14 protein-coding genes are annotated in these 14,145 nt (G+C 60.5%); 10 read left to right on the top strand and 4 right to left on the bottom strand.

Features of this window, described 5'->3' with window-relative positions; genetic code table 11:
• Positions 1 to 23: 23 nt before the first annotated feature.
• Positions 24 to 1,127 carry a serine/threonine protein kinase gene (locus IH881_10460; GenBank protein ID MCH7868106.1) on the top strand — a complete coding sequence of 368 codons (1,104 nt, stop codon included), beginning with the start codon at positions 24 to 26 and terminating at the stop codon, positions 1,125 to 1,127.
• Here IH881_10460 and IH881_10455 read toward each other — a convergent pair.
• Positions 1,111 to 2,214 (bottom strand): DUF1214 domain-containing protein, encoded by a 1,104-nt coding sequence (locus IH881_10455; GenBank protein MCH7868105.1) that lies wholly within the window; start codon positions 2,212 to 2,214, stop codon positions 1,111 to 1,113. The genes IH881_10460 and IH881_10455 overlap by 17 nt on opposite strands.
• A gap of 37 nt (positions 2,215 to 2,251) precedes the next feature.
• Entirely contained in the window at positions 2,252 to 3,193 is a 942-nt protein-coding gene (locus IH881_10450) for a dihydrofolate reductase (GenBank protein ID MCH7868104.1), read from the bottom strand.
• 251 nt (positions 3,194 to 3,444) lie between these two features.
• On the opposite strand from IH881_10450, the gene IH881_10445 reads away from it, so the two are divergent.
• A complete protein-coding gene (locus IH881_10445) occupies positions 3,445 to 4,416 on the top strand; it encodes a diguanylate cyclase (protein MCH7868103.1) in 972 nt (323 codons plus the stop codon).
• A 108-nt stretch (positions 4,417 to 4,524) separates the two neighbouring features.
• Positions 4,525 to 5,115, top strand: coding sequence for a TetR/AcrR family transcriptional regulator (locus IH881_10440; protein ID MCH7868102.1), 591 nt, complete (start codon positions 4,525 to 4,527; stop codon positions 5,113 to 5,115).
• Here the strand turns inward: IH881_10440 and IH881_10435 are convergent.
• On the bottom strand, positions 5,112 to 6,686 hold the full coding sequence (locus tag IH881_10435; GenBank protein MCH7868101.1) for a fatty acid--CoA ligase family protein: 1,575 nt from the start codon (positions 6,684 to 6,686) through the stop codon (positions 5,112 to 5,114). The two genes, IH881_10440 and IH881_10435, sit on opposite strands and share 4 nt — an antisense overlap.
• Before the next feature lie 271 nt (positions 6,687 to 6,957).
• Here IH881_10435 and IH881_10430 point away from each other — a divergent pair, with 271 nt between their 5' ends.
• The 4 genes from IH881_10430 to IH881_10415 are packed head-to-tail and all read left to right on the top strand — an operon-like array spanning position 6,958 to position 10,862.
• Positions 6,958 to 7,833 (top strand): LLM class F420-dependent oxidoreductase, encoded by an 876-nt coding sequence (locus tag IH881_10430; protein ID MCH7868100.1) that lies wholly within the window; start codon positions 6,958 to 6,960, stop codon positions 7,831 to 7,833.
• Positions 7,830 to 9,017: an acyl-CoA dehydrogenase family protein gene (locus IH881_10425; GenBank protein MCH7868099.1), complete on the top strand. Its 1,188-nt coding sequence runs from the start codon at positions 7,830 to 7,832 to the stop codon at positions 9,015 to 9,017. The genes IH881_10430 and IH881_10425 overlap by 4 nt, the downstream gene beginning before the upstream one ends.
• A gap of 33 nt (positions 9,018 to 9,050) precedes the next feature.
• Positions 9,051 to 9,833 (top strand): SDR family oxidoreductase, encoded by a 783-nt coding sequence (locus IH881_10420; protein MCH7868098.1) that lies wholly within the window; start codon positions 9,051 to 9,053, stop codon positions 9,831 to 9,833.
• Positions 9,834 to 9,863: 30 nt separating this feature from the next.
• Positions 9,864 to 10,862, top strand: coding sequence for a cysteine synthase A (locus IH881_10415; GenBank protein ID MCH7868097.1), 999 nt, complete (start codon positions 9,864 to 9,866; stop codon positions 10,860 to 10,862).
• A gap of 34 nt (positions 10,863 to 10,896) precedes the next feature.
• Here IH881_10415 and IH881_10410 read toward each other — a convergent pair whose 3' ends face one another.
• Positions 10,897 to 11,544 carry an alpha/beta fold hydrolase gene (locus tag IH881_10410; GenBank protein ID MCH7868096.1) on the bottom strand — a complete coding sequence of 216 codons (648 nt, stop codon included), beginning with the start codon at positions 11,542 to 11,544 and terminating at the stop codon, positions 10,897 to 10,899.
• 140 nt (positions 11,545 to 11,684) lie between these two features.
• Between IH881_10410 and IH881_10405 the strand changes: the two genes are divergently transcribed.
• The 3 genes from IH881_10405 (at position 11,685) to IH881_10395 (ending at position 14,132) form a co-directional block, all read left to right on the top strand.
• Positions 11,685 to 12,218: an NUDIX hydrolase gene (locus IH881_10405; GenBank protein MCH7868095.1), complete on the top strand. Its 534-nt coding sequence runs from the start codon at positions 11,685 to 11,687 to the stop codon at positions 12,216 to 12,218.
• Positions 12,219 to 12,443: 225 nt separating this feature from the next.
• Positions 12,444 to 13,187 carry a rhomboid family intramembrane serine protease gene (locus tag IH881_10400; protein MCH7868094.1) on the top strand — a complete coding sequence of 248 codons (744 nt, stop codon included), beginning with the start codon at positions 12,444 to 12,446 and terminating at the stop codon, positions 13,185 to 13,187.
• A 48-nt stretch (positions 13,188 to 13,235) separates the two neighbouring features.
• Complete coding sequence (locus tag IH881_10395; protein MCH7868093.1) at positions 13,236 to 14,132, top strand: DUF4097 family beta strand repeat protein; 897 nt, start codon at positions 13,236 to 13,238, stop codon at positions 14,130 to 14,132.
• The last annotated feature ends 13 nt before the right edge of the window (positions 14,133 to 14,145 follow it).

Raw genomic sequence — 14,145 nt, 5'->3', positions numbered from 1 at the left:
GCGCGGCGAGGAGAATTGCGGCAATGGTTACGCTGGTCGGCAAAACCCTCGGCAACTATTTGGTCGAAGACGAATTGGGCAGCGGCGGCATGGGGGTGGTGTTGCTCGCCCGGCAGGTCTCCCTGGATCGTCCAGCCGTATTGAAGCGCATCCGCCCGGAACTCCGGGAGAACCTGGAAATGGCCGAACGGTTCCGCCGCGAAGCGCGAACCGCGGCCGCCATCCATCACCCCAATGTGGTCACGGTATACGATCGATTTGTCTGGCGCGGCAACGAGTACATCGCCCAGGAGTATGTCGACGGAGCCGATCTCGCCAGCGTGTTGAAGTGCTGTGGCCCTTTGCCTTCCCGCATCGCAGCGATGATCGCCCTCGAAATCGTTCGGGGACTCGAAGCGGTCCACGACCAGGGCACCGTGCACCGCGACCTCAAACCCCAGAACATCATTGTGGGGCGACGGGGCGAGGTAAAGATTGCAGACTTCGGCCTGGCCCTCGATGCCCGGGGGGCGGGGCTCACGCAACCCGGGGTCATGCTCGGCTCACCGCCCTATATGCCCCCCGAGCAAATGCTGGGGGAACGCGTCGATGCGCGTTGCGATCTGTTTTCCCTGGGCGTTGTGCTCTACGAGCTGTTGTCGAATCGGCTTCCCTACCCGGAACCCGATTCAACGAAGTCTCAAACCGAAGGCTTGCTCAAGAGGATGGGCAAAGAACGCTATCCCCGGCTCAGCACTCACGTGAGTGGCGTGCCCCGCTATCTGCGAAAGATCGTCCGGGGTTGTCTCAGAGCGAAACCTCGACAGCGAATCGCAAGCGCTGCACTCATCCGGCGCCGACTCGAACGCGAACTCGGTCAGCCCTCCCCCACGGATCTTCGGCAGCAACTCGCCGGCTGGTTGTGGGAACACCAGGTCTTCGAATGTCGCGACAACGAGACCGTTGTGCGCACGTTTGAACCCGTCAGCGGCGCGACGACGCACAGTTGGCGACGCGTTTCGATCGCAGCCCTGCTGGCCACGGTCCTCGGCTTCGGGCTACTCGCCACGAGCGCGCAATTTGAACTGTTGTTGGATCTCGATGCAGTGCGAAAGCTTGCGCTGTACGAATTCAGCTCAATTCGCTGAGCTTCATCACCTTGGTCGTCACCAATGGGTGATCCGTCGCGCCGATCCAGCGCCAGCACATCGTGCCCAGATTGTGGCCCGCCGTTTCAATCCAGTTCGGCAGCCCCGGGTCCGTGTGGGAGATGATCAGGCGCACAGAACCATCGGGCCGGTAGCTGGCGGTGTGTTTGTTGATATGGATCGTGTGATAGCGATAGTCGAGGGACTCCATCCACCAGTTGTCGAGCTGAAAATTCCAAGTCTGACACTCGGGGATTTTTTCGGCGTCGATCACCAGGACTTCGTCGTCCGCCAGTTTCCAGGCGCTGTGGAAGTAAAAGATGTTGGGATCGCCACCGATCGCCTGGCAATAGTCTTGATCGGCGGGAGGCAGCTCGTTCATGGTCGGAACGAAGCTCTCGGACCAGTTTTCGAACATCTGGGTCGTGACGCGAAGAAACCTCGCCGCGCCGGTGAGACCGCGATCCAACTTTTCGGGAGTGAGTGGAGCCGGGCGCTCCTGATCGGCGCCGATCCGCTCGATCGTGATTTCCGCGCGCTTCTCGTTGACGCGATCCTGAAAGGTCTGGCGCACATTCAGTGAATTGCTCTCGGGCCCCATCGGAAGCCAGTTGCCTGGGTGCTCTTTCTGGCTGACGATGATTTCGAGACGACCGTCTGCGTCTATTTCCAATTCGCTCGAGTCGAGATAACCCGTTGTCTTCATGCCGCCGCCTGTGCTGTAGCGGTTGATTACCGTGCCGAAGCCCAGATAGTCGACCGTGCCTCGCGTGCCCGTAATGCGGTAGTCGTACCCGGGGTCGAGTGACGTGCTCTGGTAGTAGTTGTCCGGGTTGTCCGCGCCCATCTTGATCGTCGTGTGGCAGGGGCAGCGAAGCTCCGGAAAAGCGGGGTCGCCGTGTTCGAGAAAACTTTCGAGTCCGGAGCGAAGCATGCGGCTCAGGTAGCGATAACCCTCGGCCTTGTTGAAGGCATCATCGGGAGCGCCCGCACTCTGTACGAGTCGGCCCGCTTCCTTCAACGCTTCGCAAAAATCGTCCCAGACCTCGCCGCTGAGGACTCGCTCTTCGGATTCACTCATCGTCATTCTCCTTTTCACCTGCTCTCATTCTTCTGTTCGTGTTTCAATAGCCCCGCGAGCGGTCGACTTGCGCTTCCAACTCTTCACCGTCGAGAAAGCGGCGCAAATTGCGATAGAACGTCTCGCGAATCATCGCCATGGATCCCGGCATCGACCAGGAGATGTGGGAGCTCAAGTTGACCTGCGGATGTCGATACAGCCAGTGTCCTTCGGGCAGGGGCTCGGGCTCGCAGACATCGAGAGAAGCGCACGCGACCCGGCCATCATCGAGGGCGACCTCGAGCGCAGCTTGATCGATGATCGAACCCCGAGCGATGTTGACGAGGTGGACACCCGGTTTGACCTGGGCCAGAGCTTTTGCGTCGATCAAGTGTCGCGTCTCCGCCGTGGCCGCAGCCGCAATCACGAGATGATCGGCCTGTGGCAGCAGTTCGGCCAAATCCGACACCACTTCCACATCGGACACCCCACTCGGTTGGGCGCTGCGGCGACAGGCGATCACCCCCATGCCAAACGCCTGAGCACGGGTGGCAATCGCTTCGCCGATCGATCCCAGCCCCACCAGCCCGAGGGTCTTTCCGTGCAGTCCCCCGAGCTGGGCAATGTTCCAGTGCTCCGGCTCTTTTTTGATCCAACTTTTGGGAAGCTGCTTTTCAAAGGCCAACATCATCGCAAGGGTCCACTCCGCAACGGGGATTGCACTCGCGCCCCGGGCGCAGGTCAATACGCAGTCGCCGATGGCGTCGATCGGAAACCGATCGACACCGGTGCCGATGGTGTGAATCCAACGAACACCGCGCTTCACGACCTCGGCGAGATTCTCCGTGCCCCATGCCAGTGTGAGCAGCACTTCGCCCTCGACACCAGCGGGGATCTCTCCGGTTCGCGGCACGGTGATGAATTCGACTTCGGGAAAATCAGCGCGCCGTTCGTCGACGAAATCCGGGTTGAAATGCAGCAGAACTTTGAGCTTTTGGTCCTTCAAAGACGATCCTCCGGCGTTGACCCATGCTCGCAAATCTCACGCCAGGGTACCGCGAAAGGACCGGGCTTTTCCCGCGCTGCTCATGGTTTTGCCCGATCCTGGGCGTCCGGAGTATCCCTCGATCCAGAAGCTCAACGTCGTGGACTGGAAAACTCGTGCAGTCACAAGCTGAATCGGCCGATTGATTCCACTGATTGCCGTGCCGTGGCCCCGCGCGCGACCGCATTGGGCCCGCATCACAGGAGCCAGACTTGACGAACATTCTGGTTGTAGACGACAGTGAGGACAATCTCGCCCTGATCTCGATGTTGCTCGAGAAGGACGGGTTTGACGTCACGAAAGCACGTCGAGGCGAAGAGAGCCTCGAACTTGCGGCGCACCGCTTGCCCGACGTCATCTTGCTGGACATCGGCATGCCCGGAATCGACGGCGTGGAGACGTGCCGGCGCTTCAAGAGCAATCCTCGAACCGAGTCGATCCCCATCATCATGGTCTCCGCGAACGATGAAGACGAGCACATCCTGGCGTCCCTCGAGGCTGGGGCGTGGGACTACGTTTCCAAGCCGGTCAAGAAGAGAATTCTGCTGGCGAGGGTTCGCTCGGCACTGCGGATCAAAGAAGCCCAGGACGAAACCGCCCGACTGCTCGTCGAACTCGAGAGCCGAAACGAAGAACTCGCAATCATGAACGAGCGCTTCAAGAGCCTTGCCCTCGAAGACGGCCTGACGGGACTTGGAAACCGCCGAGCGATGGAACTCGAACTCGACAACGTTCACGCAATCGCCATGCGATTCCATCGCCCCTATTCGGTCGCGCTGTTCGACATCGATTACTTCAAACAGTACAACGATCACTACGGCCACCAGGCCGGCGACGAACTCTTGCGCAAGCTATCCGATCGCCTCACCGAATTGCTGCGAAAGTCCGACCGCATCTACCGCTACGGAGGCGAGGAGTTCCTGCTGCTGTTCCCGGAATGCCTGCCCACCGGTGCCGCGATCATCACCGAGCGAATCTGCGCGAGTGTTCTGGATCTGGGTTTCGAGCACTGCGAATCCGATGAGGGTTTCGTGACGATCAGCGCCGGGATCGCCCATGAAGCGGCGCTCGACCGCACGCGAGAGAGCTGGAAGACCGTGGTCGGAGAGGCCGACAAGGCCCTCTACATGGCAAAGGATCGCGGCCGAAATCGCGTTGTGCTCTGGCGCGCCGGCCAAGATTGAGCCCGCTTTTCGAGCGCAGTGGGCGCCACGAAACAGTCCTGGGGGAATGAAAGCATACGATACGTGCTGTATCGTAATGCGGATTGGCCTTGGATTGGAGTGGCGGCAATGAGTGCAGACAATCTCGCGAATTCGAGTGCGGGCCGGCCCCGCAGCGAAGAGGCCCATCAGGCGATTCTCGACGCCACCCTCGAGCTACTGGTCGAACTCGGCTTTTCGGCGCTGACCGTCGAAGGCGTGGCGAATCGTGCGGGAGTGGGAAAAGCGACAATTTATCGCCGCTGGACTTCGAAGCTTCCATTGATCGTCGAAGCCTTTGGACAGCTACCCGGGTTCGAAGACTGCGACACGGGAAACCTTGCCGACGATTTGAAGAAAATGCTTCGACGCTACCTCGAGGTCTTCAACTCAACCGCGCTATCAGCCGTGCTCCCGAGCCTGGCGGGCGAGCGCTTCCACAACCCCGAACTTTCAGTGCTTTTCGATCCAGTTTCCATCGATCGGCGACGCCCACTGATCGCCGCCTTTGAACGCGCTCGCGAGCGCGGAGAGCTCGCCAGCGACATCGACCTCGAACTGGCAGCCGACCTCGTGGTAGGTCCCATCGCAGTCACCCTCTTCTTCAAGGGCGGCCGCATTAAACCCGAAATGGTCGACCCCATGGTCGACCTGGCCCTCCGCGGCCTCCACACCCACTAACCCCGCGCCGCAAGCTCGCGCAAAACAAATTTAGTCACCTTGCCCGAAGCGTTAACCGGCAGTTCCGACACGATCTCAACCCGGCGCGGAACCTTGTAGTTCGCCATGTTCTCTCGACACCAGGCAATCACCGACTCCGGCGTCGGGTTCGCACCGGGCGCCGGAACGACAAACGCCATCCCGACCTCCCCCATGCGTTCGTCAGGAATTCCGATCACGGCGACCTGTGCGTACTCCCCGCTGCCGTAGAGCGCGCTTTCAATCTCCGCCGGATAGCAGTTGAAGCCACCGGCGATGTACATGTCCTTGATGCGATCGGTGATCTTGATGTAGCCAGCGTCGTCCATGATCGCGACATCCCCCGTGTGGAGCCAACCCTCGCGATCGATCGTCTTTTCGGTTTCTGCGGCATCGCCAAAGTAGCCCCGCATCACGTTGTACCCGCGCACCCACACTTCACCCGGCTCGCCCCGCGGCACTTCGTTGCCGTGCTCGTCCACGCACTGCACCTCGACATCGGGAATCGCCCGGCCTGAAGTCGTTGCGATGGTCTCGGGGTCGTCGTCGAAGCGACACATCGTCGCAATGCCGGAGGTCTCGGTGAGCCCGTAACCGGTAATGATCGTCTCAATGCCGAGTTCGTCCTTCATGCGGTGAATTAATTCGACCGGTGTCGGTGCCGCGCCGGTGACCGCGAGGCGCAGACACGAGATGTCATGCTTTGCGAGATCCGGGTAGGCGAGCATGCTCTGATAAATGGCTGGCGCACCTGGAAACACGCTGATGCGATCCCTGGCGATGCGCTCGAGAATGACCGAGACGTCGAAAACTTGATGGGGGATCGCCGTAGCCCCCCGCATCAGACATGCGAGCCATCCGGCCTTGTAGCCAAAAGAATGAAAGAACGGCATTACGATCAGGTACCGATCACCCTGGCGCAGCCCCACGACTTCGCTCCAGGACATGAAGGCGCGGATGTTCTGCCCATGGCAGCTCATCACGCCCTTGGGACTGCCGGTGGTTCCAGAAGTAAAGAGAAGATCCGACAGATCGTCGGGCTTGACCGCAAGCGCTCGCTCACGGGCTACGTCCGCGCAAACATGCGCACCCTCGGCGAGAAAATCACTCCAACCCACGGTACCTGCAGCCTCTCCGCGCAGGGTCACGATGCGTTCGAGATCCGGAAGATCCTGGCTCGCGAGCATCTCGACGTACTTGATGTTGAGAAAGTTGCTGCCGAGGGTCTCGCCCATCGTGCACAATATTTTTGCGCCGCTGTTGCGCAGGATGTACGCGGCTTCGCTGCCCTTCAATCGCGTGTTCAGCGTGACCAACACGCCGCCCGCCATCTGGATACCGATCGCGGCAACCACCCATTCCCACAGATTCGGAGCCCACACGCAAACGCGATCTCCGGGCAAGATGCCCGCGGCGATGAACGCGCGCGCAGCACCGAGCCCCGCATCGGCGAGCTCGCGAAAGCTCGTGACGACACCCTCGTCCTCGATCGCGGGCGCATCTGCGAATCGCTCGGCTGCGCCAAAGACGAGTCGCGGAATGGTTTCTTCCATGGGTCGGGGGCTCCGTTGACTCAAAGGCGGGGACTCTGAATGCGGACCGATCGTTCTGCCAAGTGGGTCTCGTCTCTCGTCGGACGTCGGGCACCTGGAGGACGGGACGCGGCCCACAGGCTTGCACGCGGGTCGTATCGTATCGTAACGTAAAGCTCTCTTCGAGAATCCGTACCTGCCGTACCGCACTCCCCCGCTCCCTACAATGCGGGCAGTGCGGCGGGCAGTAGCAGTGCGGCGAGCGATCTGACCCGGTCCAGGAGGCCCAAGCATGAAGTTTGGAATCATTCCCGGTTACTACGCAGCACCGGTCGCGACCGCCGAATACGCATCGGGCTTCGCCCGCCTCGCCGAAGACCTGGGCTTCGAATCCGTCTGGCCCGTCGAGCACGTGGTGATGCCGGAGCATTACACATCGCGTTACCCATACGCGGCCGACGGTCGCATGCCGATCCCCGACGCGGACATTCCCGATCCGCTCATCTGGAATACCTGGGCAGCCGCACAGACTACCCGCCTGATCGTCGGCACGGCGATGGTGATCCTGCCCCAGCACAACCCGGTCGCCTACGCGAAGACACTCGCGAGTCTCGATGCTCTTTCCGGAGGGCGCACGATCCTGGGGGTTGGCATCGGCTGGCTCAAGGAAGAAGCCGAAGCTGTGGGCACCGATTTTTCGGATCGCGGAGCTCGAACCGACGAATACATCGAAGCCATGAAGGTTCTCTGGCGCGACCCCATCGCGAGTTACTCGGGCAAGTACGTGTCGTTCAGCGAGGTCAAGTGCAACCCGCGACCGGTGCAGAAAGGCGGAGTCCCGATCCACATCGGCGGCCATTCGAAGGCTGCCGCGCGTCGGGCCGGACGACTCGGCGATGGCTTCCTCCCGCTGGGCGGCAGCATTTCTGAACTGGGCAAGTTGTTCGAGGTGGTCGAGGCATCGGCGCGCGAAGCGGGGCGTGACCCGAGCGCTATCGAACTCACCTACTCGGGAGCCGCCACTCATGACATGGCTCTCGAGATCGAACAAGCGGGCGCCCAGCGAATGCTGATCGCATCGGTGGAACCGGACCTCGAATCCGCAAAGCGCAGCCTGGGTGAGTTCAGCGAACAAGTCATCGCGAAGTTTGGCGGCGCCCCATCGTGAATACCCGCTTCAGCAAAGAAGACGAAGTCTTCCGAGACGAGATCGCGAGCTGGCTGTCCCAACATCTGCAGGGCGATTTTCACAGCGTCATGGGACGCGGGGGTCCCGGTGACGAAAACGCGCTTTTCGAAGAACGCCACGCCTGGGAAAAGAAACTGGGGGAAGACGGCTGGATCGGCATCGGTTGGCCCAAGGATGTCGGTGGGCGCGACCTGAGCCTGAACCAGCAGGTGATCTTCTACGAAGAGTATGCCCGGGCCAAGGGACCCGCCCGGGTCGGACACATCGGTGAAGGCTTGCTCGCTCCCACGCTCATCCACTTCGGAACCGACGAACAGAAACAGCGCTTCTTGCCCGGCATCTTGAGAGGCGAAACCATATGGTGTCAAGGATACAGCGAACCCAACGCGGGCTCGGATCTCGCCAACGTGCAAACCCGGGCCGAGCTCATGGGCGACGAATGGGTATTGAACGGGCAAAAGGTATGGACCTCTGGCGCGGCGTGGTCCGATTGGTGCTTCGTGGTCTGCCGCACGGATCCCGAAGCGCAGCCGAAACACCGCGGGATTTCGTACATCCTGGTGCCGATGGATCAAGCTGGCGTCGAGATCCGCCCGATCGAACAAATGACCGGCGATTCCGAGTTCAGCGAAGTCTTCTTCAATGATGCCCGAACTGCTGCGGACAACATCGTGGGCGGCAAAAATGGCGGTTGGAAAGTGGCGATGGGCACCCTCGCCTTCGAGCGCGGCGCTTCTACTCTCGGCCAACAGATGTTGTTCAACAACGAACTCGAACAGATTATCGAGATCGCCAAACGCAATGGAAAAGCCAAGGACCCCGTGATGCGACAGCGCATCGCAAACGCCTGGATTGGCCTGCGCTTGCAGCGGTACAACGCGCTCCGGACGCTCAGTCGTGACGAGGGCGGTGTCCCGGGCCGCGAGTCGATGATCACCAAGATTTTTTGGGCCACCTGGCACCGAGATCTCGGCAAACTCGCAATGGACGTGATGGGTGCCCACTCTGAAATTACCGAGGGGGCGCCATACCAGTTGAATGCGCTCCAGCGCATGTATCTCTTTACCCGCTCGGACACCATCTACGCCGGGTCGAACGAGATCCAGCGCAACATCATCAGCGAGCGAGCACTGGGTATGCCTCGCGAACCGCGCCCGACTTGAAGCCCAGAGAGAATTCCAAAAGGAGAACTGGCGATGAGCAAAACTCCGCCCCCCTATGTCGAGGGACACGGCCTGCTCACCGGAAAGACGGTGCTCGTAACTGCCGCCGCCGGGAAGGGGATCGGCTTTGCAGCCGCAAAGAAATGCATCGAAGAAGGTGCGCGGGTGATGATCAGCGACATCCACGAGCGCCGGCTCGCCGAAGCGGCCGAGACTCTCGAGAAGCTCGCTGGCGATCGCGTGCCATCTCGCCTGTGCAATGTGACACAGGAAGAAGACGTCCGGGGGCTGGTCGAAACCGCCATCAGCGAGTTCGGCCAACTCGACGTCCTGATCAACAACGCGGGCCTGGGCGGTACGGCGAACGTCGTAGACATGACCGACGAGCAATGGCACACGGTACTGGACGTTACTTTGACGGGAACATTCCGAATGACACGTGCGGTATTGCCGCACATGATGGAGCGCGAGAGCGGGGTGATCGTAAACAACGCCTCGGTGCTGGGCTGGCGTGCTCAGGTAGGTCAGGCACATTACGCGGCGGCCAAGGCCGGCGTGATGGCACTCACTCGTTGCTCAGCTCTCGAAGCCGCCGAATACGGGATTCGCATCAACGCAGTTTCCCCGAGCTTCGCGACCCACCCCTTCCTGGTGAAGACCACACCCAAAGAAACCCTCGACCAGCTCGAAGCCCAGGAAGCCTTTGGCCGGGGGGCACAGCCGTTCGAAGTCGCCAACGTGATGGTGTTTCTCGCGAGTGACTACTCTTCGTACATGACCGGCGAAACCGTCGCAGTGAGCAGTCAACGCGCCTGAGCAGAAGAACAATTGAGCAGGAGTCAAAGCATGGATACGCGTTCTGGATTTGTTGGCAGCATTGGGAATACGCCGCTGATTCGGCTGGATCGGGTTTCCAATCTCACCGGTTGCGAGATTCTTGCCAAGGCCGAGTTCCTCAACCCGGGCGGTTCCGTCAAGGATCGCGCCGCATTGGCGATCGTGCTGGATGCCGAGAAGAAGGGAGAGCTCCGGCCGGGCGGAACCATCGTCGAAGGCACCGCGGGCAATACCGGGATCGGCCTGGCGTTGGTGGGCAATGCTCTGGGGTACCGCACGGTGATCGTGATTCCCGACACCCAGAGCCAGGAAAAGAAGGACATGCTCCGGCTGTGCGGAGCAGATCTGCGCGAAGTCCCGGCGGTGCCGTACAAGAACCCCGAAAACTTCGTGCACGTCTCGCAACGCCTCGCCGAAGAACTCTCGAAGACCGAAGAAGCCGGTGCAATCTGGGCGAACCAATTTGACAACCTCGCCAACCGCCAGGCCCATTTCGATTTCACGGGGGTCGAAATCTGGAATCAGACCGACGGCAAGGTCGATGGGTTCATTTGTTCAGTGGGCACCGGCGGGACGCTTTCCGGAGTGGGGATGGCGCTGAAGGAGCGCAACAAAAACGTCGTGATCGGACTCGCAGACCCGATGGGCGCCGCAATCTACAGCTACTTCAAGTACGGCGAACTGAAGTCGAGCGGAACCTCCATCACCGAGGGCATCGGCCAGGGACGCATCACCGCCAATATCGAAGGAACCCCTCTAGACGAGCTGTACCAGATTCCCGACGAAGAGTGGCTGCCGATCGTCTTCGACTTGCTCAAACTGGACGGCTTCTGTGTCGGCGGTTCTAGCGGGGTCAATGTCGCGGGAGCGATTCGACTCGCAAAGGAGATGGGGCCGGGACACACGATTGTGACCATGCTTTGCGACAGTGGAACTCGCTACCAGAGCAAGATGTTCAATCCCACATTCCTGAAAGAGAAGGGGTTGCCGTTTCCGGATTGGTTGTAGGGGTGTGGAGTTGGTTGAGGCTGTCGATTGGGGGTCAGGTTTCGAGCCAGTTTGTGAGTCTGGAGCATAGGTCTTTTAGGCCGGGTCCTGTTACGAAATAGTGGTCGGTCTTGTCTAGTACTTCGAAATTTACGCGATCCAGTCCCCTGGCAATCTCTTCGAGTTCGCGTGCTGGTGCCAGTGTGTCGTCATCTCCCACCGCGATGAATACCTTGCCCTTGAAGCTTTCGAGGCGGGAACGATCCAGCATGGAGGGCGGTGGCGCGACGAGGGCCAGCCGACGGACGGTTGTGCGATCTGCAGCGACAACTGCCGTGATGCCTCCGAAGGAATAGCCCGCCGCGACCAGGGGTGGGGATACGGATTCCTCGAGAAAGTCGAGCGCCGCACAGTAGTCTTCGCGTGCGTCTTCTGGAGCGCCGCTCGCTTCCCCGGTACTGGCCCCGATCCCGCGCCAGTTGAAACGCAGACTCGCAATGCCGGCCTTCTCACAGGCAAAGGCAATTTCATTGACGACGGGTGAATCCATGCTGCCGCCGTACAGCGGGTGGGGAGGCGCGATCACCGCACCGCCGGTTTCCGTACCCAACCCGACCCGGTAGAGGGCTTCGAGCACCCAACCCACACGATCATTTCGATCCGCCAGCGCGATCGTCGCCGGTCGCTCCATTCGATTCGCCACGTCTGTCTGACTCCTTCGACCCGCCAGGTGAGCGCTGCATCACCCACCACTCCACAACACCACACAACAACACCACAACAACAGACTGCCGCGCCAACCCCCCTGCGGCTACCCTCACAGCGTATTGAAAAGGAGGCGTCATGGCCGTGGTGGGGCGATACCGAGGCAAGTTTCTCGAGATGGTGACCGAGGAGGTCGTGCTTCCCAACGGCCGCACGGCCACCCTCGACCTGATCCGTCACCCGGGCGCAGCTGCGGTGGTTCCGTTCCTGGACGACGATCGCGTGCTGCTGATCCGCCAATTCAGGCACGCGGCCGGGGGAACGATTTTCGAGGTACCCGCGGGCAAACTCGAACCGGGGGAAGAGCCCATAATTTGTGCAGGTAGAGAACTCGAGGAGGAAACCGGCAAGAAGGCCGGCCGCATCGAGCCTCTGGGGTCGATTTTCACTACCCCGGGCTTCACCGACGAGCAAATCTACCTGTTTGCCGCCTTCGACCTCGAGGATGTCCCTCAAGCCTTAGAGGACGACGAGATCATCGAGCAGGCGCCCATGACCCTCGAAAGTGCCCTGGAGCTCATCTGGTCCGGGGAACTGACCGATGCAAAGAGCATCATTGCGCTGATAAAAGCCGCGCGACTCCTGGGCCGACTCGATGGTGCCGGCGCCTGAAACGGGCTAATTGCTCATTTTCGGCCAACGTTGACGGAACTAGCCAGAATCCGTAGCCTTTTTTTGTCCGTTGGGTGAGGCGCCCCGCCTTTGGACGAACCCGAGGCACGTTTGCCAGTCGATTCGTCACGACGAATAGATCCACCCCCATCACGCTTGAGCCTGTAGAGGTTCCTCGAGTCCAGAGATCAGGAGTGCTTATTTGTGTACGGCCGAGGTAACCAGATGGGGTTCGGACCCCCGGTAACTCCAAACATCATCAAGAATTTGATCATCGCGAACGGCGTGGTCTTCATCGCTCAGTATTTGACCAAAGGACTCGTGTCCGACTGGGCGGTCGTCTCGCCGGCTTCGGTCTGGCTCAACTTCGAGTTGTGGCGCCCGTTCACCTACATGTGGCTCCACTCCGTAAATTCTCCCTTTCACATCATTTTCAACATGTTCGCCCTGTGGATGTTCGGCAGCCAGATGGCCCTCCACTGGGGTGAGCAACGCTTCATCCGCTACTACCTCATATGTGGCATCGGCGCCGGATTCCTGATTGCGACCGTGCCCTTTATCCCGGTGATCATGGGCATCAGCCCGCTGACCCACGCACTCATGATTCCAACCCTCGGCGCCTCGGGCGCGGTCATGGGATGTCTTCTGGCCTATTCCCTCACCTGGCCCAATCGAACCATCCAACTCATCTTTCCGCCGATCCCCATCAAGGCGATCTGGTTGATTCCTTTTCTGTTCTTCATGGAGTTCAGCTCTGGCCAACAAGGCGTGAGCCACGTCGGACACCTGGGCGGCGTGTTGGTCGGCTGGGTGTATCTCGTGCGCGAGGGGCGCACCCCCGGTGCACCGACAATCGCTACCCTCAAGTTGAAATGGCGTCGCTACCAGATGCGCCAGAAGCTGCGCGCGGTTCACGAAGAAGAGCGCCGTGAAAGAAAAAGGGAAGATGATGACCACACGTATCATTAGACCGCGCCCTCACCCACGTCACGTTTGCGCGCCTGCGAGTGTCTGGTAGTGGGCGCCCATCAGCACGGACGCGGCGAACGATCGGGAACCCGCCTTTCGAACGGTTTGCTCGGCGGATTTCTCCGCGGCCTGGTGAATGGGATCCCCTGGGGCGAAGCGGCCGAGGGCGAAGAAACCCTACTGCTCGAGGTGCCGGAAAAGAACGTCGTTCACATTCACAACGCCAACGGCCGAACTGCGATCATCGGCGAGGAGCGTGACGACATCGAAGTGACGGCCACCAAGCAAGCTCGGGCCGAATGTCCGATCGCGGCGGCAGAGTTGATCGGCACGATGGGCGTCAGCGCGGAAGAGGTGGCGGGCATCCTGGAAATTGACATCGAGATTCCGCGCAAGTGGAATCGGCACGGTCGCGTGGCACTCACGATTCGAATTCCAAATCATGTACAGATCGAAGTTTCGTCTGCGAACGGCAAGGTCAACGTTTGCGGCATGCGGGCCAACGTCCACGCGCGTTCGGATAACGGCAGCGTCTGTATCCAGGACGTGATCGGCGATCTGACCCTGAGCGCGGCCAACGCCAAGGTCTGCTGCGAGCATACCTGCGGCCTGCTCGAGGCGCGGTCGAGCAACGGCAATGTAGAGCTACACGATCACACGGGCGGGATCGACGCCATGACCTCGAACGGATCGATTCGCGCTTCGGTCGCAAAACTTTCAGAGGACGGCGTCAAGCTCGCGACCAGCAACGGACGCATCGTGCTCGATCTTCCAAAAGATCTCGACGCTGAAATGGACATTCGCGTCGACAACGGCGTGATCCGCAACGACCGCACGATAGATTCCGACATCCCTCAAAGCGCGGGTCGGGTTCGCGGCAAGCTCGGGCTCGGCGGCCCGATGATCAAGCTCCGCACCTCGAACGGTACGGTCTCGATTCACTGATCCCCAGCGCCTG

Source organism: Myxococcales bacterium (genome assembly GCA_022563535.1).
Taxonomy (GTDB): Bacteria; Myxococcota_A; UBA9160; order UBA9160; family UBA4427; genus DUBZ01.
This window is presented reverse-complemented; position numbering and strand designations above follow the sequence as displayed.